21 protein-coding genes are annotated in these 23,298 nt (G+C 68.7%); 7 read left to right on the forward strand and 14 right to left on the reverse strand.

Features of this window, described 5'->3' with window-relative positions:
- Positions 1 to 269: 269 nt before the first annotated feature.
- Positions 270 to 1,442: a DUF2235 domain-containing protein gene (locus Q0480_RS13890; RefSeq protein WP_299133801.1), complete on the reverse strand. Its 1,173-nt coding sequence runs from the start codon at positions 1,440 to 1,442 to the stop codon at positions 270 to 272.
- Positions 1,443 to 1,654: 212 nt separating this feature from the next.
- Here Q0480_RS13890 and Q0480_RS13895 point away from each other — a divergent pair, with 212 nt between their 5' ends.
- On the forward strand, positions 1,655 to 2,947 hold the full coding sequence (locus Q0480_RS13895; RefSeq protein ID WP_299133803.1) for a sorbosone dehydrogenase family protein: 1,293 nt from the start codon (positions 1,655 to 1,657) through the stop codon (positions 2,945 to 2,947).
- A 13-nt stretch (positions 2,948 to 2,960) separates the two neighbouring features.
- Here Q0480_RS13895 and Q0480_RS13900 read toward each other — a convergent pair whose 3' ends face one another.
- The 10 genes from Q0480_RS13900 to betI form a co-directional block, all read right to left on the reverse strand.
- On the reverse strand, positions 2,961 to 3,422 hold the full coding sequence (locus Q0480_RS13900; RefSeq protein ID WP_299133805.1) for a molybdenum cofactor biosynthesis protein MoaE: 462 nt from the start codon (positions 3,420 to 3,422) through the stop codon (positions 2,961 to 2,963).
- A gap of 1 nt (position 3,423) precedes the next feature.
- Positions 3,424 to 3,669 carry a molybdopterin converting factor subunit 1 gene (moaD, locus tag Q0480_RS13905; RefSeq protein WP_299133915.1) on the reverse strand — a complete coding sequence of 82 codons (246 nt, stop codon included), beginning with the start codon at positions 3,667 to 3,669 and terminating at the stop codon, positions 3,424 to 3,426.
- A 2-nt stretch (positions 3,670 to 3,671) separates the two neighbouring features.
- Entirely contained in the window at positions 3,672 to 4,289 is a 618-nt protein-coding gene (pgsA, locus tag Q0480_RS13910) for a CDP-diacylglycerol--glycerol-3-phosphate 3-phosphatidyltransferase (RefSeq protein WP_299133807.1), read from the reverse strand.
- 50 nt (positions 4,290 to 4,339) lie between these two features.
- The gene (gene uvrC / locus Q0480_RS13915) at positions 4,340 to 6,247 is read right to left on the reverse strand and encodes an excinuclease ABC subunit UvrC (protein WP_299133809.1); all 1,908 of its coding nucleotides are present in this window, start codon (positions 6,245 to 6,247) and stop codon (positions 4,340 to 4,342) included.
- Between the two features lie 324 nt (positions 6,248 to 6,571).
- Positions 6,572 to 7,360, reverse strand: coding sequence for an SDR family oxidoreductase (locus tag Q0480_RS13920; RefSeq protein WP_299133811.1), 789 nt, complete (start codon positions 7,358 to 7,360; stop codon positions 6,572 to 6,574).
- Positions 7,361 to 7,425: 65 nt separating this feature from the next.
- A complete protein-coding gene (locus Q0480_RS13925) occupies positions 7,426 to 7,611 on the reverse strand; it encodes a hypothetical protein (protein ID WP_299133813.1) in 186 nt (61 codons plus the stop codon).
- A 1-nt stretch (position 7,612) separates the two neighbouring features.
- Positions 7,613 to 8,380, reverse strand: a complete 768-nt coding sequence (locus Q0480_RS13930; protein ID WP_366940864.1) for a S49 family peptidase — start codon at positions 8,378 to 8,380, stop codon at positions 7,613 to 7,615.
- A gap of 354 nt (positions 8,381 to 8,734) precedes the next feature.
- Complete coding sequence (gene betA, locus Q0480_RS13935) at positions 8,735 to 10,384, reverse strand: choline dehydrogenase (RefSeq protein ID WP_299133814.1); 1,650 nt, start codon at positions 10,382 to 10,384, stop codon at positions 8,735 to 8,737.
- Complete coding sequence (gene betB / locus Q0480_RS13940) at positions 10,384 to 11,847, reverse strand: betaine-aldehyde dehydrogenase (RefSeq protein ID WP_299133816.1); 1,464 nt, start codon at positions 11,845 to 11,847, stop codon at positions 10,384 to 10,386. The genes betA and betB overlap by 1 nt, the downstream gene beginning before the upstream one ends.
- Positions 11,844 to 12,434 (reverse strand): transcriptional regulator BetI, encoded by a 591-nt coding sequence (betI, locus tag Q0480_RS13945; protein WP_299133818.1) that lies wholly within the window; start codon positions 12,432 to 12,434, stop codon positions 11,844 to 11,846. The genes betB and betI overlap by 4 nt, the downstream gene beginning before the upstream one ends.
- A gap of 140 nt (positions 12,435 to 12,574) precedes the next feature.
- On the opposite strand from betI, the gene Q0480_RS13950 reads away from it, so the two are divergent.
- From Q0480_RS13950 to choV, 3 genes are read left to right on the forward strand one after another with little or no spacing between them, the layout of a single operon-like run.
- Positions 12,575 to 13,510, forward strand: coding sequence for a choline ABC transporter substrate-binding protein (locus Q0480_RS13950; RefSeq protein ID WP_299133820.1), 936 nt, complete (start codon positions 12,575 to 12,577; stop codon positions 13,508 to 13,510).
- Positions 13,511 to 13,546: 36 nt separating this feature from the next.
- The gene (choW, locus tag Q0480_RS13955) at positions 13,547 to 14,374 is read left to right on the forward strand and encodes a choline ABC transporter permease subunit (protein ID WP_299133822.1); all 828 of its coding nucleotides are present in this window, start codon (positions 13,547 to 13,549) and stop codon (positions 14,372 to 14,374) included.
- A gap of 12 nt (positions 14,375 to 14,386) precedes the next feature.
- Positions 14,387 to 15,421: a choline ABC transporter ATP-binding protein gene (gene choV, locus Q0480_RS13960; protein WP_299133823.1), complete on the forward strand. Its 1,035-nt coding sequence runs from the start codon at positions 14,387 to 14,389 to the stop codon at positions 15,419 to 15,421.
- Between the two features lie 217 nt (positions 15,422 to 15,638).
- Here the strand turns inward: choV and Q0480_RS13965 are convergent, their stop codons facing one another.
- The 3 genes from Q0480_RS13965 to Q0480_RS13975 all read right to left on the reverse strand — a co-directional run bounded on the left by Q0480_RS13965 (position 15,639) and on the right by Q0480_RS13975 (position 18,742).
- On the reverse strand, positions 15,639 to 16,361 hold the full coding sequence (locus Q0480_RS13965; RefSeq protein WP_299133824.1) for an LrgB family protein: 723 nt from the start codon (positions 16,359 to 16,361) through the stop codon (positions 15,639 to 15,641).
- Positions 16,361 to 16,714 carry a CidA/LrgA family protein gene (locus Q0480_RS13970; RefSeq protein WP_299133825.1) on the reverse strand — a complete coding sequence of 118 codons (354 nt, stop codon included), beginning with the start codon at positions 16,712 to 16,714 and terminating at the stop codon, positions 16,361 to 16,363. Before Q0480_RS13970 ends, Q0480_RS13965 begins: the two co-directional genes overlap by 1 nt.
- Positions 16,715 to 16,813: 99 nt before the next feature.
- Entirely contained in the window at positions 16,814 to 18,742 is a 1,929-nt protein-coding gene (locus Q0480_RS13975; protein ID WP_299133827.1) for a Calx-beta domain-containing protein, read from the reverse strand.
- A 563-nt stretch (positions 18,743 to 19,305) separates the two neighbouring features.
- Between Q0480_RS13975 and gpmI the strand changes: the two genes are divergently transcribed.
- From gpmI to Q0480_RS13990, 3 genes are read left to right on the forward strand one after another with little or no spacing between them, the layout of a single operon-like run.
- Positions 19,306 to 20,832, forward strand: a complete 1,527-nt coding sequence (gene gpmI / locus Q0480_RS13980; RefSeq protein WP_299133918.1) for a 2,3-bisphosphoglycerate-independent phosphoglycerate mutase — start codon at positions 19,306 to 19,308, stop codon at positions 20,830 to 20,832.
- Positions 20,829 to 21,944, forward strand: a complete 1,116-nt coding sequence (locus Q0480_RS13985; RefSeq protein ID WP_299133830.1) for a peptidoglycan DD-metalloendopeptidase family protein — start codon at positions 20,829 to 20,831, stop codon at positions 21,942 to 21,944. Before gpmI ends, Q0480_RS13985 begins: the two co-directional genes overlap by 4 nt.
- A gap of 9 nt (positions 21,945 to 21,953) precedes the next feature.
- Complete coding sequence (locus Q0480_RS13990) at positions 21,954 to 23,297, forward strand: S41 family peptidase (protein WP_299133832.1); 1,344 nt, start codon at positions 21,954 to 21,956, stop codon at positions 23,295 to 23,297.
- Position 23,298: the final 1 nt, after the last annotated feature.

Genomic DNA, 23,298 nt, shown 5'->3' on the forward strand with positions numbered 1-23,298 from the left:
CTGCGCGATTTCGAGGTTACGCGAAATCGTGACGGGCGTGCCCTGCCGGGGCTCGACCGTTTTCAACGGTCAAGCCGGGCACACCCGCCACGATTCAACCCTCCCGGAGAAATCCCCACCCCTCGCGCCCTCCGCAGGCTTGCTGCGGGCGCGCGGACCGCGGGCGCGCCACTGGCGCCCCCCAAGGGCGGCCCGCGGAAACATCTCGATCCGAAGCGGTCAAGCGGATCTGGTATGACGCCCGACAGGAGGGGCGCGGGAGGCCGCGTCTAGGCCAGTGCCGCGCGGGGAGGTGCGAGACTCGCGCGAACGGGCGTGTCCTCGGAGGCGAGCGCCCCGCTCAGCGCGCGGAGCGCACCGGGGCGATAGGCGGGATCCCGATGCCAGCGGCGCACGGTCGCCTCGGCCAGATCCGCGACGTTCGCCGGGCCACCCCGCTCCGACGGAGCCAGCGCCAGCGCCCGATCGACGAGGCCGGCGTCGCGCCGGGTGGCGCGCAGCGGACCCATGCAGTCGCGGCCGCGCCGCCAGCCCTCCATCGCCGCGGCGTCGAGCCCGAGCCCGACCGCCGCCGCGCCCTCGGCGATCCAGAGCAAGGCGTCGTGCGACAGCGCCGTCACCTCGCCGCCGCCGCCGACCGAGCTATGGTCACCGGGAAACCAGCGTTGCAGATAGCGCGAATCGCCCGTTTCGGCGTTCAGCGCGTCGAGATTGTCCCACAGCGTCGGCGGAAAGCTCCGGCGCCGCTCGTCGATCGCCACGGCGTGCCGCGCCGCGCCCACCCCCTTGGACAGCCGCGTATCGTGAAAGCGCAGCGAGCGGTTGAGGAGCGGCGCGAGCCGGAAGTCCCGCGGCACGCCGAGCGCGCCGACGGTATCCCAGATCCCCAGATAGCGCAGGTCGAGCCGCGCGCCCGGCGTTCCATGCAGCCGCGTGCGCCACATCGCGTCGGCGGGGCTGGTCCAGACCGGCTGGCCGTGGCGCGCGCGAAAGGCGCAGGCCTCGACGCTGTCGGGATGCGCCTTCTCGGTCCGAGTCTGATAGAGCGTCAGCGCCTTCGGGATCAGCGCCGCGTTGCCCCGCGCGAGAATGCCGCAATTGCGGATGAGCCCGGCGAGGCTGCGTGCCATGTAGGCGCCGCGCGAGAAGCCGAAGAGATAGATCTCGTCGCCGGGCGCGTGGTTGAAGACCAGAAACCGGTAGGCTTCCTCGACCGTCGCCATCAGCCCCTGGCCGAACATGCCGCCGAGCGCGCGGTCGATGCCCCGCGCCAGCCGCCCGGTGCCGCGGCCCGAGCCGACGCCGTCGAGGTGATAGACCACCTGCGCCACCCCGTCCCGCCCGACCGGCGTCACCGCCTGGGCGATCCGTACCACATTGGTCGGATACCGCTCGTCGAGCCGTTTCCAGGTTCCGTCACAGCAGATGACGATCCGCTTCATGCGCCTGCCTCCGGACCGCCCCCTCGGGACGCCCTGGCGGGCGATCATCGTTGAATGTCTCGGGGAGTCGCGGCCCATGGGCGCGCGGGGGCCAAGGTAGCGGTGAATCCTTTACAAACAGCGACCGCATTCCACGCGCGGGCGCCTTTGCCTTCGCCGCCGCTTCGGCTAGCGTCGGCCGCGACCCGCCCCCAACAAGGATACCCCCCCCCATGTCCGCGCTTTTCGCCCGTCTCGTCGCCATGATCGGCGCCGCCGCGATCCTGATGCGCCGCTGGGGTCGCGATACCGAAACGCCGGCGGTCGGGACGACGCCGTCGATCCCGGTCGCGCGAGCCCAGCGCATCCCGACGCTCAAGATGCCGACCGCGCGCGGCTGGGCGCCCGGCACCGCGCCCACGCCGGCACCGGGCCTCACGGTCGGCGCCTTCGCCGCCGGGTTGAAGCATCCGCGCTGGCTCCACGTCCTGCCGAACGGCGACGTTCTCGCCGCCGAGGCGCTGCTGGAGCCGGGACCGGTCCGCGGCGCCTTCGACTATGCGATGACCAGCACCATGCGCCGCGCCGCCGCGGTCGGCAAAAGCCCGAACCGGATCACGCTGCTGCGCGACGCCGATGGCGACGGCGTGGCCGAGACGCGCGAGACCTTTCTCGCCGATCAGCGCCAGCCCTTCGGCATGGCCCTGATCGGCGAGACCTTCTATGTCGGCAATACCGACGGCGTCGTCGCCTTCGCCTACCAGCCGGGCGCGACGCGCCTCACCGGCGCGGGGCGCAAGATTTGCGACTTCAAGCCAGGTGGCCACTGGACGCGCAGCCTGCTGCCGAGCCCGGACGGCGCGAAGCTCTATGCCGGCGTCGGCTCGCTCAGCAACATCGCCGAGAAGGGATTCGAGGCCGAGGAAGGCCGCGCCGCGATCTACGAGATCGACCTCGCCGCCGGGGGTGCGCGCATTTTCGCGGCTGGCCTGCGCAATCCGGTCGGCCTTGCCTGGGAGCCGACGACCGGCGCGCTCTGGACCGTGGTCAACGAACGCGACGGTCTCGGCGACGAGACCCCGCCCGACTATCTCACCTCGGTCAGGGACGGTGGGTTCTATGGCTGGCCCTATTGCTACTGGGGCCGCACCGTGGATGACCGCGTAGCCCAGGATCCGGCCCTGGTGGCGACGGCGCTGACCCCGGACTACGCGCTCGGAGGCCATACCGCCTCGCTCGGCCTCTGCTGGTCGCCGGCGGGCACTCTGCCGGGCTATCCCGACGGCATGGTGATCGGCCAGCACGGATCCTGGAACCGCGCCAATCTCTCCGGCTATCGCGTGACTTTCGTGCCCTTCGAAAACGGCCGCCCCGCCGGCCCGCCACGCGACATCCTGACCGGTTTTCTCTCGCCGGACGAAAAGGCGTCCTACGGGCGGCCGGTGGGCGTGACCCTCGCGCCGGGTGGCGGCCTGCTCGTGGCCGACGACGTCGGTGACGTGGTCTGGCGCGTCACGGGCGCCTGAGCGGCGCCGATCGTCAGGCCGTGTCGCGCCGCCACCGCGCCAGGGCGGCTTCGTCGGCGTCGCGGGCATCGACCCAGGCACCGCCGGCCGCGGTCGTCTCCTTCTTCCAGAAGGGCGCGCGCGACTTCAGATAGTCCATCAGGAATTCCGCCGCCGCGAAGGCCTCGGCCCGATGGGCGGCGGCGGTCGCCACCATCATGATCTGCTCGCCCGGCGCCAGCGGTCCGTGCCGGTGCAGGATCAGACTCGCGCGAAGCGGCCAGCGCGCCAGCGCCTCGGCCTCGATCCCGACCAGTGCCTTCTCGGTCATCGCCGGATAATGTTCGAGTTCCATCCCGCGCAGCGCCGCGCCTTCGCCGAGGTCGCGCACGAGGCCGGTGAAGCTGACCAGCGCGCCGATGTCGTGGCGGCCGGCGCGCAAGGCCACCAACTCGGCCCCGAGGTCGAAATCGGCGCGCTGCACCCGGACGGCCATGTCAGCCGCCGGTCATCGGCGGAAAGAACGCCACCTCGCCGACCCCGGCCAGCGGCGCGGCGAGGTCGGCCAGTTCCTGGTCCAAAGCCACCCGCACCGCCGCCATGTCGGAGAAGGCGAGGGCGTAGCGTTCCTCCCGCCCACGCAGTTCCTCCACCAGGTCGGCGACCGTCGCCGCTCCGGTCTCCAGCGTCTCGGACGGTTCGCCGATCCGCTCGCGCAGCCAGGCGAAATAGAGCACGCGCAGGGTCACCGATTGCGGTCCCGCAGGAACGGCAGCGCCTTCATCAGATAGTCGAGCCCGGTCAGCACGGTCAGCAGCCCGGCGACCCAGATCAACACCAGCCCGCCATTCTCGAGGAGCCAGCCGAGCCAGTCGTGAAACCAGGAACTCACCCAGAAGTGACCGTTGCGCCGGTCGTATTCGAAGACACCCGCCAGCAGTAGCGTCGGGATCGCCACCATCTGCGCCGTCGTCTTCCATTTGGCGAGATTGGTCACCTTGAGCTTGCCCGCCTTGGCGCCGAGGAACTCGCGCAGGCCGGAGACGAAAACTTCGCGCAGCAGGATGAAGGCGACCGGAATCAGGATCAGCGATTTGATGCCCGACAGGCCGACGATAACCGACAGCGCGATCACCACCATCGCCTTGTCGGCGATCGGGTCCAGCATGCGGCCGAAGTTCGATTCCTGCCCCCAGGCGCGGGCGAGATTGCCGTCGATATAGTCGGTCAGGGCGGCGAGGATGAAGAGCGAGATGGCGACCCAGTCGGCGACCGGCCGGTCAAAGATGACATAGGCGAGTGCCACGCCCGGCGCTGCGAGCAGGCGGGTCACCGTCAGGATATTCGGTATGTTCCAGCGCATCGCTCGCATCCAAGCCCGGGTCCGGCGGTCTCTCGGACATATGTAGTCCTTTAGCTCTCGCCATGGAAGAAGCCATAGATCTGCTCGGCCAGCGCATCCGAGATGCCGGGCGCCGCGCGCAGGTCCGACAAACCCGCCCGCGCCACCGCCTTGGCCGATCCGAAATGCGCGAGAAGCGCGCGCTTGCGGGCCGCGCCCACGCCCGGCACCTCGTCGAGCGGTGTCGCACGGGTCTGCGCGGCGCGCCTGGCCCGATGGGCGCCGATGGCGAAGCGATGCGCCTCGTCGCGCAGTCTTTGCACGAAATAGAGCACCGGATCGCGATGGCCGAGCGCGCGCGGGGGCTGGCCGGGACGGTGGAACTCCTCCTTGCCGGCGTCGCGGTCGACGCCCTTGGCGACGCCGATGATCTCGACATTCTCGATGCCGAGTTCCTCGAGCGCCACGGCGGCCGCCGACACCTGCCCGGAGCCGCCATCGATCAGCACGAGATCCGGCCAGGCGTCGCTCTCGCGGTCGGGATCCTCCTTGACCAGTCGGGCGAAGCGCCGGGTCAGCACCTCGCGCATCATGCCGAAATCGTCGCCCGGGGTGAGGTCGGTCGCGCGGATGTTGAACTTGCGATACTGCGACTTCAGGAAACCCTCCGGCCCCGCGACGATCATGCCGCCGACCGCGTTGGTGCCCATGATATGACTGTTGTCATAGACCTCGATCCGCGCTGGCGCGCCGTCGAGCCCGAAGGCTTCGGCCAGACCTTCGAGCAGCGCGGTCTGGCTCGCGCTCTCGGCCATCCGTCTCGCCAGCGCCTCGCGCGCGTTGCGCGCGGCCTGCCCGACCAGCCGCGCCTTCTCGCCGCGCGCCGGCAGCGCGAGTTCGACCTTGCGACCGAGCCGCGCGGTCAGCGCCTGCGTCATCAGGTCGGCATTGTCCGGCGGATCGCTGAGCAGGATCAGCCGCGCCGGCGTCTTGTTGTCGTAGAACTGGCCGAGGAAGGCTTCGAGGATCTCGCCCGGCTCGGCGCCCGCGCCGGTGCGCGGGAAATAGGCCCGGTTGCCCCAGTTCTGATGCGCCCGGATGAAGAAGACCTGCACGCAGGCATGGCCCCCTTCCCGATGCAGGGCCACGACGTCCGCCTCCTCCACCCCTTCGGGATTGATGCCCTGGTTCGCCTGCACCGCCGTCAGCGCCCGGATGCGATCGCGCAGGGCGGCGGCGCGCTCGAATTCCATCGCCGCGCTCGCCTCGCCCATCGTGGCGGCCAATTGCTCCTGTACCCGGGTAGACTTGCCCGAGAGGAACAGCACCGCGTCCTCGACCAGCGCGCGATAGCCCGCCGCGTCGATCAGGCCGACGCAGGGCGCGCTGCAGCGCTTGATCTGATAGAGCAGGCAAGGTCGGGTGCGGCTCTCGAACATCGAGTCCGAGCAGTTGCGCAGGAGGAACGCCTTCTGCAGCTGGTTCAGTGTCCGGTTGACGCTGCCGGCCGAGGCGAAGGGCCCGAAATAGCGCCCCGGCTCCTTGCGCAGCCCGCGGTGCTTCTTGATCTGCGGGAAGGGATGGTCGTCGGCGACGAGAATGTTCGGAAAGCTCTTGTCGTCGCGCAGCAGCACGTTATAGCGCGGCTTCAGTTGCTTGATGAGATTCTGCTCGAGCAGCAGCGCCTCGACCTCGGTCTCGGTGGTCAGGAACATCATCGAGCAGGTAAGGGCGATCATTCGCCCTATGCGCGAGTTTGGGCTGATGGGCTTGGTGTAGGCCGCGACGCGCTTCCGCAGGTTTCCCGCCTTGCCGACATACAGCACCTCGCCCTTGGCATCGAGCATGCGATAGACGCCCGGCCGGTCGTCGAGCCGCTGCCAGTAGTCGCGGATTACCGCGTGGCCGGCGCGGAGGGCCGCCGCGGGTTGACCGTCCTCGTCGAAGGCATGCGTCCGGTCCTCGGTCTCGTCGCTCATCACGCCCACTCAATCAGAAGATGATTCCCGGTGCCGCTGCCTGTTCCCGGGCGGATTTTCAAGCGCAAAGCTGCCCACAGATTCTGTGCATAACTCTGTTGGCAAGTTTGATGGCTCACGGATTTCCTCAGTGAATTAAGCCTGTTTTCAGGTTTGCTCATTTTCTACGCAGATTTATAAGTCGCTGTTTTTGCACCACCTTTAAGGGTCTTGGCCATAAATTTCTGGAATCGTTGACAGAATCGACACGGATTTGTGACGCCGCCCGCGGCGTGGAAAAGTCAAGCCAAGCCGGCCCGTTTCCGGCGCGATTGCCGGGCCGGTCTACTCGACGCCCAGCACATCGGGCGTCGCCCAGCCGAGATGCTGGCCGCCATCGACGCAGAGGAGCTGACCGGTCACCCCCGGCGCGTCGAGGAGGAAGCGCAGCGCCGCGCAGATCTCCGCCTCGCTCGCCCCGCGGCCCAGCACCGTCCGCGCCCGCTGGCTGGCGAAATGTCCGGGTGACTGGCGCCCTCCGATCAGAGTTGGCCCGGGCCCGATTCCATTTACGCGAACATGCGGCGCGAGCCCCTGCGCCGCCGTTCGCGTGAACACCCAGAGCGCGGCCTTGGCGATCGTATAGGTTGCAAATTCCGGCGTGAGCTTGCGCACGCGCTGGTCGATCATGTTGACGACGCAGGCGCGGGCGACCGGCTCGCCCGCCGCGTCGCGCGCCGCCCGCGGCGCTTGCGCGGCGAAGGCCTGCGTGAGTTCGAACGGCGCGCGCAGGTTCGAGCCGATGTGCCGGTCCCAGCTTTCCCAGGTCGCGCTGGCGATCGTGTCATGCTCGAAGATCGAGGCGTTGTTGACGAGCACGGTCAGCGGCCGGCCGAGCGCCGCCGTCGTCCCCGGCACCAGGGCCGCCGTCTCCGCCCGGTCGAGCAGATCGGCCTCGACCACCACGGCCCGGACCCCGAACCTCCGCGCTTCCTCGGCGACTGCCTCGGCGTCCGAGCGCCCGGAATGGCAATGGATCGCGACGTCGAGCCCGCGCGCGGCGAGGTCGAGCGCCATGGCCCGGCCGAGCCGCCGCGCCGCGCCGGTGACCAGCGCCGCCCCTCCCTCACTCATGCCGCGGCCATCTCCTCCGAACCAAGCCTAGCCTATAGATGCGCCGGTCGCCGACGCGCAAGCCGTCACCCGCCGCAGCCGGGCGTCGCACAGGGCTGGCCGGCGATCTGATAGGCGCCGCAGCGCGGGCATTTCGCGGCCGTCTCGATCGCCCGGCTCTCCGGCTTGCGCGGTAACGCGCCGCGCAGCCAGCGGCTTGCCATCATCGCCAGCAGCCCGACCAGGATCAGCAGCAACAGCGCCTTGGTCATCTCACGGCGCTCCCAGTCCGAACCGCGCCCAGAGCGCGCGTTCCTCGACCGCGCCGATCACCTCGCGCACCCCGGGCAGGCCCAGCCGGCGGATCAGCGGTCGGCGCGGGCTCACCAGGCGGAACCGGACGTCCTCGCCATGGAGGCCGCGCATCACCGGCACGAGATGGCCAACGCCATCGGCCAGCCCGACATCGACGCCCGCCTGTCCGACCCAGATGTCGCCGGAGAAGAGCTTTTCGCCGGTCAGCCGGGCGCCGCGGCGAGCGGTCACCTGTTCGATGAAATTGCGGTGAATCAGTGCCTGCAATTCCTTCAGCCGGACCACGTCCTCGGGCCGCTCGGGCCGGAAGGGATCGAGCATGCTCTTGTCCTCGCCGGCGGTATGCACCCGCCGCTCGATCCCCTGACGGCTCAGCAGCTCCTGAAAGCCGAAGGAGGCCGAGATCACGCCGATCGAGCCGACGATGCTGTTCGGATCGACATGAATATGGTCGGCGGCGGTGGCGAGCCAGTAGCCGCCCGAGGCCGCCACATCCTCGACGAAGGCATGGACCGGCACTTTCTTCTCGTCGGCCAGCCGCCGGATCCGCGCGGCGATCAGGCTCGACTGCGCCGGGCTGCCGCCGGGCGAATTGATGACGAGCGCGACGGCCTTCGGCTTGCCCTTGCCGAAGGCGCTCTCGATCAGCGGCGCCAGTCCGGCATCCGTCAGGCTCCCGCCGCCGAGGCGTGAGCCGCCGCCGATCACGCCCTCGAGACGGAGCACGGAGACAGTGTCGCGGTGAAGGAAGCGGCGCAGCGGATTTTTCATGCGCAGGCATGTAGGCGCGCGGAAGAAGCGAGGCAAGGGCGCCTCCGGCCGCCGTGATCTACCCCGAGACGGTCCAACCGCGATCACCCGACCGGAACCGCGCCACCGCCGCGCGGGCGAAGCCATTGTTTTCGCCCGCGACATAGCGCTCGACGCGCGACGCGCCGCCGCCTCGATCCGGTGGCCGGCCGTTTCGAGGCAGAAGTCGAACCGCCCCGTTCAACGGTCGAACATGGCCTTGAGTTCCGCCGTGCCGACCGAAGTCGAATGCCCCGCGGCGTATCTGGTTCCCAACGCGGCGCATGTCCGTCAGCGGTCGCTCTCGCGCCAGCGCGGATTGATCCAGGGGCGTTCGTTCATCGGCGCCAGCGGCGCGCGGCCAAGAATATGGTCCGCCGCCTTCTCGCCGACCATGATCGACGGCGCGTTGAGGTTCCCGTTCGTGACCCGCGGGAAGATCGAGCTGTCGGCGAGCCGCAGCCGCTCGACGCCGATCACCCGGCATTCGGGATCGACCACCGCCATCGGATCGTTCGGGCGCCCCATGCGCGCGGTGCCGCAGGGGTGATAGGCGCTCTCCGCGTGCTGGCGGATGAACTCGTCAAGCTCGTCGTCGGTCCGCGCCCCCGCGCCCGGCTGAATCTCGTCGCCGGAATAGGGGGCGAAGGCGGGTTGGGCAAAGAGCTGGCGGGCCAGGCGGACGCAATGTCGAAAGTCGATCCAGTCCTGCTCGTGCGACATGTAGTTGAAGAGGATGCGCGGCGCCTCCATCGGGCGGGCCGAGGCGAGCCGCACCGTCCCGCGCGAAGGCGAGCGCATCGGCCCGACATGCGCCTGGAACCCGTGCCCCCGGACGGCGGACTTGCCGTCGTAGCGCACGGCGAGCGGCAGGAAATGGAACTGGATGTCGGGATAGTCCACTCCCGGCGCCGAGCGCACGAAGGCGGCGGATTCGAACTGGTTCGAGGTGCCGAGGCCCGCCTTGGCGAGCAGCCATTGCAGCCCGATCCGCGCCATCGCCGGATAATTGTAGACGCTGTAGAGGGTGACCGGCTTCAGGCTCTTCATCTGGACATAGAGCTCCAGATGGTCCTGCAGGTTCGAGCCGACCCCCGGCCGGTCCGCCAGCACCGGGATCCCGTGCTCGGCGAGATGCGCCGCCGGACCGATGCCGGACAGCATCAGGATCTTCGGCGAATTGATCGAGGAGGCGGCGATGATCACCTCGCGCCGCGCCCGGACCACGTCGCGCGTCTCGCCCCGCGTGATCTCCACGCCGACCGCGCGGCCATCCTCGATCACCACCCGCTCGGCATGACAGCGCAGGACCCGCACATTGCCCCGCCGCATCGCCGGCCGCAGATAGGCGTTGGAGGCGGACCAGCGGCGCCCGCGCCAGACGGTCTGCTCCATCGGGCCGAAGCCTTCCTGCTTCGCGCCATTATAGTCGTAGGTCAGCTCGAACCCCGCCTGCGCCCCGGCCTCGACGAAGGAATGATAGAGCGGATTGATCCGCGGGCCGCGGGTCACATGCAGCGGGCCGGAGGCGCCGCGCCAGTCGGAATGCCCGCCGTGCCAGTTCTCCATCCGCTTGAAATAGGGCAGCACATCGGCGCCGGACCAGCCGGTCGCGCCCATTTCCGCCCAATGATCGAAATCCCGCGGATGGCCGCGTACATAGACCATGCCGTTGATCGAGGACGAGCCGCCGAGCACCTTGCCGCGCGGCGTGGCCAGCACCCGCCCGCCGAGACCCGGCTCCGGCTCGGTATGAAAGCCCCAGTCGTAGCGGGTCATGTTCATCGGATAGCTGAGCGCCGCCGGCATCTGGATGAAGGGTCCATAGTCGGTGCCGCCATATTCCAGCACCAGCACGGAATGGTTGCCGTCCTCGCCGAGGCGATAGGCCATCGCGGATCCGGCGGAGCCGGAGCCGATGATCACGAAGTCGGCTTCCATCAGAACGGCGCCTCGACCGATCCAAGGCCGACATAGACGGATTTGAGCTGGCTGTAGTGGTCAAGGGCGGCGTGCCCGTTTTCGCGCCCGAGGCCAGACGCCTTGACCCCACCGAACGGCGCCTCGACCGGGGTGAGATTGTAGGCATTGATCCAGGTCGTGCCGGCGCGGAGGCGCGCGACCATCCGATGCGCCCGGGCGAGATCGGCGGTGAAGACCCCGGCGGCCAAGCCGAATTCGGTCGCATTCGCGCGGGCGATGACCTCCTCCTCGTCCCCGAAACCGAGCACGCACATCACCGGTCCGAAGATTTCCTCGCGCGCGATCCGCATCGTGTCGGTGACTTCGGCGAAGACCGTGGGCTGGACGAAGAAGCCGTCGGCGAAGCCTTCCGGCGTCGCGCGCTCGCCGCCGGTCAGCAGCCACGCGCCCTCGGACTTGCCGGCGGCGATATGGTCCATCACCTTCTCGCCCTGCGCCTGCGAGATGAGCGGTCCCATCTGGGTCGCCTCGTCCAGCGGGTCGCCGAGGCGGATGGCTTCCGTCCGCTCCGCGAGCCGGGTCAGGAACCGCGCGAGGATGCCCTGCTGGACGAAGACGCGGGTGCCGTTCGAACAGACCTGACCGGCGGAATAGAAGTTCCCGAGCATCGCACCGCCGACCGCGTCGTCGAGATTGGCGTCGTCGAACACGATCAGCGGCGACTTGCCGCCAAGCTCGAGCGTCACATGCTTCAGCCCCTCGGCCGCGCCGGCATAGACCCGGCGTCCGGTGCCGACCGAGCCGGTGACCGAGACCTTGGCGACGGCGGGATGGGCGACCAGAGCCGCGCCGACCGCGCCGGTGCCCTGGACGACGTTGAACACGCCCTCGGGCAGGCCCGCCTCGGCGAAGATCTCGCCGAGCTTGAGCGCGCCGAGCGGAGTGAGCTCGGACGGCTTGAAGATCATCGCATTGCCGCAGGCAAGCGCCGGCGCCGCTTTCCAGCAGGCGATCTGGCTCGGGTAGTTCCAGGCGCCGATGCCGACGCAGATGCCGAGCGGTTCGCGCCGCGTATAGACGAAATCGCCGCCGAGCTCGATATGCTCGCCGGTGAGGCCGGCGGCGAGCGCGCCGAAATATTCGAGCGCGTCGGCGCCGGAAGGCCAGTCCGCGACCCGGGTCTCGGACACGGGCTTGCCGGTGTCGAGCGTCTCGAGCCGCGCGAGTTCCGGTCCCCGGGCCCGAATCAGCTCCGCCGCGCGGCGGAGTACCCGCCCGCGCGCGGCGGGGGAGGTGCGCGCCCAGACGGCGAAGCCGGCGGCGGCGCTCTCGACCGCCTGCGCGATCACCGCCGGCGTCGCCTCGCGCAGTGTCGCGATCACCGCGCCGGTGGCGGGATAGCGCACCGGCAGCGGCGCGCCGGAGGTGTCCTCGACCGCGCGGCCGGCGATCCAGTGCGAGGCGGGCGGTTGCGAATTCATGCCGGAACCCTCCCGAGATGACAGTCGACATAGTCCTCGACCACCGAGACGGCGGTCGCGGGCATCGTCGGTCGCCCGAGCAGGGCCTCGCGCAGATAGACGCCGTCGATCAGCGCGCCGAGGCCCTCGGCCAGCCGCTCGGCCTCGGCGGCGGGGGCGAGCTTGCGCAGGGCGTTCAGGAGATTGCTGCGTAGCCGGCGCTGATAGATGCGCAGCAGCCGCGCCGCCCCGGGCGCCGACAAGGCCTTGGCATAGAAGGTGAGCCAGGCGCTGATCGTCGCGCGATGGAACTGCTCCGGCCCGAAGCTGCCCGCGATGATCGCCGACAGCCGTGCCCGCGGGCTCTCGGCCCGGCGCAGCAGGACCACCACGCTCTCGCCGAACTCGGCCAGCAGATGACGCATGGTGGCGAGGATCAGATCCTCCTTGCAGCCGAAATAGTGATGCGCCAGCGCCGAGGAGACGCCAGCGCGGCTGGCGATCTGGGCGACGGTCACGTCGAGCGAACCCCGGTCCGAAATCTCGAGCAGCGCGGCGCCGATCAGCGCCCGCCGCCGGACCTCGGCCATGCCAATCCTTTGGCCCATCGATGCCTCGAGAAAAGTTTATTGACTGATCAATCAATAAAGGTTTCCCTTGCGCCGGTCAACGAACTCAAGCGAGCTACGGTGCGAGGCGGCTGCCCCGGCGAGCCGCGCCGGCGGGCCGAGATATGGAGGTTTTTCCGATGAAGCGCCTAATGACCGCCATCCTGCTCGGCGGCCTCGCCGCGGGCCCGGCCTTCGCCGCCGATCCCGAATCCTGCGCGAAGGTGCGCTTTTCGGACGTGGGCTGGACCGACATCACCGCGACCACCGCTGTGACCGGCACGGTGCTGCGGGCGCTCGGCTACGAGCCATCGGTGAATCTTCTGTCGGTACCGGTGACCTATGCCAGCCTGTCACGCGGCGATATCGATGTTTTCCTCGGCAACTGGATGCCGACCATGGCCGCCGATGTCGAACCCTTCCTCAAGGACGGCACGGTGGACTCGCTGCGTGTCAATCTCGAAGGCGCGAAATACACGCTCGCCGTCTCGAGCAGCCTCGCCGAGAAAGGGCTGACCGACTTCTCGAAGATCGCGGAGTTCGGCGACGAGCTTGACCACAAGATCTATGGCATCGAGCCGGGCAACGACGGCAACCGGCTGATTCTGAAGATCATCGAGGACAACGCCTACGGCCTCGGCGGGTTCGAACTGGTCGAGAGCTCCGAGCAGGGGATGCTGGCGCAGGCCGCGCGCGCGGAACGTCAGGGGACGGGCATCGTCTTCCTCGGTTGGGAACCACATCCGATGAACGCCACGGTCAAGATGACCTACCTGACCGGCGGCGACGCTGTGTTCGGGCCGAATTTCGGCGGCGCCGAAGTCTTGACCAATACACGCGCCGGCTATGTCACCGAATGCCCGAACGTCGGCGCGCTGCTGAAGAATTTGGTCTTCACGTTGCCGATGGAAAACGAGATCATGGGCGCGATCCTCAATGATGGCACCGAGCCGAACGAGGCGGCCGAAACCTGGCTGAAGGCGCATCCCGAGGTGGTCGAGCCCTGGCTCGTCGGCGTCACGACGCGGGACGGCGGGGATGGGCTCGCGGCGGTCAGGGCGGCGCTGGGGGCCTGACGGGGCGTCTGATCGGGGGCGAAGGCGGGAGGTGGCATGGACTGGTTGACGGCGACGAAGATACCGATCGGCAAATGGGCGAAGGCGGCCGTCGACTGGCTGACGGACAATGGCGCCTGGTTCTTCGACGGCCTGGCCGATGCCATCAACTGGCTGATCAGCTGGATCCTCTGGGCGCTGCAGGCGCCGCATCCGCTGATCGTGGTGGCGATCCTCGCCGGCATCGCCTGGCTTCTGCAGCGCTCGCTGGCCACCGTCGCGCTGGTGGTGATCGGCTTTCTCTTCATCCTGAACCAGGGCTACTGGCAGGAGACGACCGAGACGCTGACCCTCGTCCTCTGCTCGGTGCTGGTCTGCATGGGCTTCGGCGTGCCGATCGGCATCGCGGCGGCGCATCGGCCCAAGCTCTATTCGGCGCTGCGCCCGGTGCTCGACATGATGCAGACGCTGCCGACCTTCGTCTATCTCATCCCCGCGATCGTGTTTTTCGGCATCGGCATGGTGCCGGGTCTGATCGCGACGACGATCTTCGTCATCCCTTCGCCGATCCGGCTCACCTATCTCGGCGTCATCACCACGCCGCGTGAACTGAAGGAGGCAGGGCTCGCCTTCGGCGCCACGCCATGGCAGCTTCTGCGCAAGATCGAGCTGCCCTATGCCTATCCGCAGATCATGGCAGGCCTGACCCAGACCATCATGCTGTCGCTCTCCATGGTGGTGATCGCGGCGCTGGTCGGGGCGGACGGGCTCGGCGTGCCGGTGGTGCGGGCGCTCAACACGGTGAACACCGCGCTCGGCTTCGAGGCGGGGCTCGTCATCGTCGTGGTCGCGATCGTGCTCGACCGCGTCTTCCGGCGCGACTGAGGGGGGCCCGAGATGGACACGATGATCGAATTCGACAAGGTCTCCATCGTCTTCGGCAACGAACCGGACCGCGCCCTGCCGCTGATGGACAAGGGTCAGACGCGGGCGGAGGTCCAGAACTCGACCGGCCAGGTGCTCGGCGTACACGATTGTTCGCTGACTGTGCGCAAGGGCGAGATCTCGGTGCTGATGGGCCTGTCGGGCTCGGGCAAGTCGACGTTGCTGCGCGCGGTGAACGGCCTCAACAAGGTGGTCCGCGGCAATATCCGGGTGCGCGGCCAGGGCGAAGAACTGATCGACGTCGCCACCTGCGACGAGGACAGCCTGCGCCGCCTGCGCCGCGGCGGCGTCGCCATGGTGTTCCAGCAGTTCGGCCTGCTGCCGTGGCGGACGGTGATCGACAACGTGGCGCTCGGGCTCGAGCTCGCCGGCGTCGCCGAGGCGGAGCGCGAGCGCAAGGCGCGCGAGACGCTCGATATCGTCAATCTCGGGGACTGGGCGAACAAGCGCGTGTCCGAACTCTCCGGCGGCATGCAGCAGCGGGTCGGCCTCGCGCGGGCCTTCGCCACCGATGCCGAGATCCTGCTGATGGACGAGCCCTTCTCGGCGCTCGATCCGCTGATCCGCACCCGACTGCAGGACGAGCTTCTGCAGTTGCAGGAGCGGATGCACTGCACGATCGTCTTCGTCAGCCACGATCTCGAGGAGGCGGTGAAGATCGGCAACACGATCTCGATCATGGAAGGCGGCCGCATCGTGCAGACCGGCAAGCCCGAGGATATCGTGCTGCGCCCGGCGAACGGCTATGTCACGGATTTCGTCGCGCATCTGAACCCCTTGAGCGTGCTGCGCGCCGAGGATGTGATGACGCCGGTGGTCAGCGTCGCCGATCCCGCCCGCGGCGTCGCACCGGATTTGCCGCTGCGCGAGGCGCTGGCGTATTTCGCCACCGACAACACGCCGATCTGGGTGGTCCGCGACGGCGCCGTGCTGGGCGAGATCTCGCCGAACGCGGTCTTCGACCTGCTGGCGAGCCGGAAGGGCTGATCGCGGCCGGGGTGTCTGGCCCGACCGCGCTTGCCAGTCCCTCAAGGGCGCGGACCAGAGCATCCGGACTCGGCGCATAGTCCGCGCGCACGGCTTCCCGCTCTCGCGCGGGGTTGGAGCAGTATCCAGGCCAGACGGAATCGTCTGATGGTCAGGATATTGCGACAAATCAATATGCTGGAGCGGACGGCCGGGTTCCGCCGGGACGGCTTTGGCTCTAGAAGACCATGGCGAGCAACAGGAAGATCAGCGAGGTCAGGGCGCCGTTGAGACCCATGGCAATGCCGGCGAAGGTGCCGGCCTCGTCGCTGACCTGGAAGGCGCGGGCGGTGCCGATGCCATGACTCGCCACGCCGACCGCGAAGCCGCGCGCCGCGTAGTCGCGGATTCCCATCGCATTCATCAGCGGCGTCACCACGACCGAACCGAGGATGCCGGTCAGGACGACGAGCACGGCGGCGAGCGCTGGAATGCCGCCGATCGTCTCGCTGAGCGCCATGGCGATCGGCGCCGTCGTCGATTTCGAGGCGAGCGAGGCCAGCACCGGCGGCGGCGCGCCGAGCAGCCAGCCGATGCCGGCGGCGCTGGTGATCGCGGTCAGCGAGCCCGCGACCAGCGCCGCGCACATCGGGGCGAGATTGCGCAGCACCCGGTGGCGGTTGCGCCAGAGCGGCACGGCGAGGGCGACCGTCGCGGGCCCGAGCAGGAAATGCACGAACTGCGCGCCTTCGAAATAGGCGGGATAGGGCGTTCCGGTCACCGCGAGCAGGATGATGAGCAGCCCCGCCGCGATCACCACCGGATTGGCCAGCGGATGCCGTCGGCAGCGCGCCGAGACCGCGTCCCCGACCACGTAGGCGACCAGCGTCGCGGTCAGCCAGAGCAGCGGCGTCTGCGAGAGATAGACCCAGAGCTGGTAGAGGTCGGGGGTGTCGGCCATCACGCGGCCCGCTTCGCGCCGAGCCGCGCCACCGCGCGGAAGGTGAGCACGGTGACGACCAGCGTCAGCAGCGTCGAGATGATCAGAGCCGCGGTGATGGCGAGCCAGTGCGCCCGGATCAGCCCCGCCTGCTGCACCACCCCGACCGCCGCCGGCACGAAGAGCAGCGAGAGGTTGCGCAGGATGGTCTCGGCCACGCCTTCGAGCGCCGCCCCCGCGCGGCCGACCACCAGCAACCCGAGAAAGAGCAGGCCCATGCCGAGCACCGGCCCGGGAAAGACGATGCCGATCGTTCGCACCACGACCTCGCCGATCAATTGGCAAAGAAAGAGCAGGGTCAGGGCCTGGATCATTGGAATGGCTCGCGACTGAGGAGATCTCGCCGCACTCTGGCCCGGTGCCATTCGGGATGCAACGCCGCCGCCCGGCGTACGTGTCGGGCGGCGTTCGCTTCAGAGCAGGAAGTCGGCCGCGCTGAGTTGGCCGACGCCGGCGACCTCGATCTCGAAGTCCGCGCGGCCGTCGCCATCGGTGTCGCCGGAGAGGATGCCGGATTTGAACCGCAACTCGCCAGAGTGGTCGGAGAAGGCCTTCGAACCGATGAAGCTGAACTTCTGGTCGCCGCGCCGTGATGCGTTGGCATCGATGTCCGAGAGGTCGATCAGGTCATCGCGCCGCGAGAAATCCTGGATCACATCCCGCGCGGATCCCCGGACCGACTCCGTGATGCTCCGGAACACGAATGTGTCCACGCCGGCGTCGCCGCTCATCCGGTCCCGGCCACGGCCGCCGTTCAACTCGTCCTCGCCGGCCCCGCCCTCCATCAGGTCGTTGCCCTTGCCGCCGTTGATCAGGTCATTGCCGGCGTCGCCGTAGAGCTTGTCGTTGCCGGCGTCGCCGTAGAGGCGGTCGTTGCCGCGCCCCCCGCGCAGGACGTCGTTGCCGCCCGCCCCATATATCCGGTCCTCGAAGTCCGTGCCGTTCAGGCGGTCCACGCCGCTTGTCCCGTGAATGGGCGCCTCGTCGTCGGAAATGGTGACACGGGTCGAGAAGGGGAGCCCCGAGGGGCTTGTTCCGCTGGAGGTTTCCTTGAAATCGATCACGAACGTCTCGTTCTTCTCGAACCGCTGATCGTCCTCCAGGAAGACCCGGACGGACTTCACGACCTCGCCGGGCCGGTAGACGAGCGTGCCGGAGGTTCCGTCGAAATCCTTGCCCTCGGAAGCGGTCCCGCCCCGCGTGTCATACTCCAGCCGCAGAAGGCCCGCGCTTGGCGCGTTGAGATAGATTGGAACGTCGATCCAGTCCGCGTTCTCGCGAACGAAGGTCGTCGCCCCCGGAACCAGGGCCGCGAGAGGCGTGGCCTGCGCCGGGGCGTCGTTGTCCACGATGGTCGCCACGCCGCGCGTGCCCGCTTCGATGATCGCGCCGGTGGCGTTTGTCAGATCGACGTAGAATTGCTCGAGTGCCTCGACGCGTGTGTCGTTGTTGATCTCGACGACGACGGTCTTGCTGACTTCGCCCGGTGCGAACGTCAGAGTCGCATTCCTGACGAAACCAAAATCGCCGCTAACGGCCGTCCCGGTGGCTGTGCGCAGATCGACCGAGACCGTGGAGGTGGTCGGCGATGACAGGCTGACGATGAAGCGCGCGAAGCCGTCGCCTTCCCCGACCCAGGCGTTCTTGATCTGGAGCGTGGGGCTGGTCGAGGAGGCGCCGTCGTCGTCCTTCACCACGATGGAGGCCCGGGACTGCGCGATTTCCCCACCCTTTGCGTTCGAGAGGCGCAGGAAGAAATTCTCGGTCGATTCCGCCGAGGTTCCATCGACGAGGTCGATGGCGATCGTCTTGGTCACCTCGCCGGCGAGGAAGGTGAGGCTGCCCTGCCGCGCAACATAGTCCGATTCCGCCGACGCGGTCGCGTTTCCGGTGGCGTATTCGACGCTGACGTTCCCTGTCGAAGCGGCGTCCAGCCGGACCACCACGTAGGCCTTTCCAGCGCCCTCGTCGACCACGACGTCCTCGGCCCAGATGCGCGGCGTCGGCGAGATCGTGTCGTTGTCGACGATGAAGGCGATGGCCCGGTTATCGACGACGGTGGCGCCGACCGGGTTCGAAAAGGCGAGGCTGAAGAACTCCAGACCCTCGGCTGCTACGAAACGATTCGTGATGGGAATCTCGATGACCTTCTCGACTTCGTTCGGCGCGAAATCGAGCGTCCCGTGCGCGGACCCATAGTCGGTCGAGAGCGCGCTCTGCGCAACGGTCTCCCAATCCACTGATACCGCGGAAGCGGAACGTTCGGACAATCTCACAATGAACCGAGCGAAGCCGTCGCCCTCGCCGACCCAGACCTCGTCGGTCTCGATGAACACGGCCATCCCACACCCCCTGTTAATCGCGGCGACCGAACCACAAATACGTCACGTGGCCAGAATAATATCCTGGTTTGGCCAAGAAGCGGTAAGAAAATCCATCACTCTGTAAGGTAGGCCGCCCCGCCTACCCGTAAGTATTAGAGTCAAGGTGGTTTGTGTTTGATATTGTGTCAACCCGATTTGTGTTGTTCGAAGCTCGGATCTCGACAACATCCGACGCTCGCGTTGGCCGCGCGTCAGGCTTTTCTCATGGCGCCGCGATCGAGATGTCGGCCGCGATCGCCCCTCCGGCCCGACCAGCGGCTATCGCGGCGGTCCAGCCCGCCTCGACCAGCCGGCCGGCGATCCCGCGGGGCGCGCGGAACCCCTTCACCGTCCCACGCGACCCGTGTCACCGTCGTCAGGTGCCGGTGATCCGATCGTGACGCAAAGGCGTTCGTCGGTGCGAATGGTGCCGGGCGTCATTTCGCGCAGGCCGGCGTACGGCAATCGTTTGCGCGTTTGCCAAGTCGGTGGCGGCGCGGTATTGGTAGCTGCAAAAGGGCAGGCAAATGACAAGGACCGCGATGGCCGGGGCGAAACCCGTCGTGCTGTGCATTCTGGACGGCTGGGGCCTGCGTGCCGAGACCGAGGGCAACGCGGTCGCGCTCGGCGATACACCGAATTTCGACCGGATCTGGGCCACCTGCCCGCATGCGCAACTCGCGGCGCATGGGCCGGATGTCGGCCTGCCCGAAGGCCAGATGGGCAATTCCGAGGTCGGTCACATGAATATCGGCGCCGGCCGAGTTGTCTGGATGGACCTGCCGCGCATCGACAATGCCATCGCCGACGGCAGCTTCGCCCGGAATTCCGAGCTCGCCGCCTTCATCGCCCGCCTGCGTGATACCGGCGGGACGGCGCATCTCGCCGGGCTGACCTCGCCGGGCGGCGTGCATGCCCATCAGCGCCACATGGTCGCGGTCGCCTCGGCCGTGGTGGCGGCGGGCGTGCCGGTGGCGGTGCATTGCTTTCTCGACGGCCGCGACGTGCCTCCGAGCTCCGCCGCCGCGCAGGTCGCCGAATTCGAGGCGGGCCTGCCGGAGGGCGCGAGCATCGCCACCGTCTCCGGGCGCTTCTATGCCATGGACCGCGACAACCGCTGGGAACGCGTCGGCGCGGCGGTCGAGGCCATCCTGCGCGGCAAGGGCGGCCACGCGGCGAGCGCGGCGGAGGCGATCGCAGCGGCCTATGCCCGGGGCGAGACCGACGAATTCGTGACGCCGACGGTGATCGGCGACTATGCCGGTGCGCGGGACGGCGATGGTCTCGCCTTCGCCAATTTCCGCGCCGACCGCGCGCGCGAGATCCTGAGCGCGCTGATCGCGCCGGATTTCGTCGCCTATGACGTCGGGCCGCGGCCGACCTTCGCCGCGGTGCTCGGGATGGTCGAATATTCCGACGCGCTCAATACGCACATGCGGGTGATGTTCCCGTCGGGCGACATCGCCAACACGCTAGGCTCCTGGGTCGCCGGGCACGGGATCGGCCAGTTCCGGCTGGCGGAGACCGAGAAATATCCGCATGTGACGTTCTTCCTCAACGGCGGCGTCGAGGTGCCGGCGGAGGGCGAGACCCGCTACATGGCGCCGAGCCCGAAGGTCCGAACCTATGACCTCCAGCCGGAAATGTCGGAGCCGGAGGTCGCGGGCCAACTCGCAGGCGCGATCCGCTCCGGCGACTACGGTCTGATCGTGGTGAACTTCGCCAATCCGGACATGGTGGGCCATACCGGCGTGGTCGAGGCCGGGATCAAGGCGGTGGAGGCGGTGGACGACGGCCTGGGCCTCGCGCTGGCCGCGCTGGCCGAAGTGGGTGGCGCGATGATCGTCACCGCCGATCACGGCAATTGCGAGATGATGATCGACCCCGTCACCAAGGGGCCGCACACCGCGCATACGCTGAACCCGGTGCCGGTGATCCTCGTCGGCGGGCCGCCGGGCGCGCGGCTTCGAAACGGGCGGCTCGCCGATCTGGCGCCGACGTTGCTCGCACTCATGGGCCTGCCCCAGCCGGCCGAGATGACTGGCCAGAGCCTGATCGAGGCGGCGTGAGGGTTCGGCCGCTCTGGCTCGCCTTGCTCGTCGGCCTCGCGGCGCCGGCGGCGGCCGCGACCCCGTCCGACGACATGGCCGAGGCGGCGGCGCGGATCGACGCGGCCGGCGCGGCGCTCGCCACGGCGACCGATCCCGAGGCCCGGCTGTCGGCCTTGTCGGTGGCGATCGGCGCCTATCAGTCGGCGCTCGACGTGCTGCGGGCCGGGGTGAATGGCGCGAGCGCGCGCGAACGCGAGCTGAGCCTGGCGCTGGAGGCTCGGCGCGACCAGATCCAGCATCTGATCGCGGCGCTCGAATCCATGTCGCGGACTCCGCCTCCGGCGCAGGCGCTGCATCCGGCGGGACCGATCGGCGCCGCCCGCGCCGCGGCGATGATGACGAGCGTGACGACCGCGCTGCGCTCGGAGTCCGAGAGCCTCGCGGCGGAATATGACGAGGTCGCCGCGATCCGCGCGCTCCGTCTCCGGGGGGAGCGCGATCTCGCCACCGGCATCGCCGCGCTCGGCACCGCGCGGACCGAGCTTGGCGAAACGCTCGCCCTGCGCGCCCCGCCGCCGCCGCGTGGCACCGAGGATCCGGCGATGGCGCTGCTCCTTCGCGACAGCGATACGCTGACCGTGCTCGCCGCGAAGCTGGCCGGAACGCGGGCGGGAGATCCGGATGCTCCGCCGCCGACCCTGATCCGGCCAGTGTCCGGCGACATCGCGCGGGGCTATCAGATGCCCGACGGCGCCGGTGTCCGCCGGCCGGGGATCGTGATGCGCGCGCCGCCGCTGTCGCTGGTCAGCGCCCCCGCTGACGCGATCGTGCGTTACGCGGGACCGTTTCTCGACTATGGCTACGTGGTGGTACTGGAAGCGGACGATGACACGCTGATCGTGCTCGCCGGCCTGGCACAGCTGCAGGTCGCGACCGGCGCGGCGGTTCGGGCGGGCGGGCTGATCGGCCTGCTTGGCGGGCCGGCCTTCGAGGAGGGCGCCCCGGCGGCTTCGGCTGGCGGCGCAGTCGAATCGACCGCTTCAGGCGCCGATGAAACGCTGTATATAGAAGTCAGGCATGGAGGCGGCCCGGTGGATCCCGCGCCGCTGTTCGCAGACGACAACGGATAGGAACGGCGCATGAAGAAACTACTGCTGGCTGGCGCGGCTGGCGCGGCCCTGGGCATCGTGGTCAGCACGCAGTTCGCGGGCCCGATCGTGGCGCAGGAGGCCGAGCAGGAGAAGACGGTCTATGAACAGCTCGACCTGTTCGGCGACGTCTTCGAGCGAATCCGCACCAGCTACGTCGAGCCGGTCGATGAGAAGAAGCTGATCGCGAGCGCGATCAACGGCATGCTCGCTTCGCTCGATCCGCATTCCTCCTACCTGCCGCCTGACGATTTCGACGACATGCAGGTGCAGACCAAAGGCGAGTTCGGCGGCCTCGGCATCGAGGTGACGCAGGAGAACGGCGTCGTGAAGGTGGTCTCGCCGATCGAGGACACCCCCGCCGACAAGGCCGGCATCAAGCCGGGCGACCTCATAACGCAGGTGAACGGCGAGAGCGTGATGGGGCTGAACCTCAACGACGCCGTCGATCTGATGCGCGGGCCGGTGGGGTCCGAGATCACCATCACCATCCAGCGCGAGGGCACGCCCGATCCGTTCGACGTGACGATCAAGCGCGAGACCATCACCGTCTCGCCGGTGCGCTCTCAGATCGAGGACGGCGTCGTCGTGCTTCGCGTCGCCACCTTCAACGAGCAGACCTATCCCAATCTGGAAAAGCAGCTGAAGGAGAAGGTCGAGGAAGTCGGTGGCATGGACAAGGTGACGGGCTTCGTCCTCGACCTGCGCAACGATCCGGGCGGCCTGCTCAATCAGGCGATCTCGGTGGTGGACGCTTTCCTCGAGTCCGGCGAGATCGTCTCGACCCGCGGTCGCGACCCGCGCGACAGCGAACGCTACAACGCGACCCCCGGCGACCTGGCCGAGGGCAAGCCGATGGTGGTGCTGATCAACGGCGGCTCGGCCAGCGCGTCGGAAATCGTCGCCGGCGCCTTGCAGGACCACCGGCGCGGCATCGTGCTCGGCACCCAGAGCTTCGGCAAGGGTTCGGTCCAGACCATCATGCCGGTACAGGACGACGGCGCGCTGCGCCTGACCACCGCGCGCTACTACACGCCGTCGGGTCGCTCGATCCAGGCGCTCGGCGTCTCGCCCGACATCGTGGTCGAGCAGCCGGCGCCGCGCGACCCGAACGCCGCGGCCGAGCCGCAGACGCCGGCGCCGGACGCCCTGCGCAGCGAGGCCGACCTGCGCGGTTCGCTGGCGAACGATTCGCTGACCGAGGACGAGAAGAAGGCGCTCGAGGCGGCGAAGGCGCATCAGGCGGAGACCGCGCGTCTCCGCGCGGAAGACTATCAGCTCAGCTATGCCATCGACATGCTGCGGGGCCTTTCCTATCTCGACGCCAAGAACTGAG

Source organism: uncultured Amaricoccus sp. (assembly GCF_937891315.1).
Taxonomy (GTDB): Bacteria; Pseudomonadota; Alphaproteobacteria; order Rhodobacterales; family Rhodobacteraceae; genus Amaricoccus.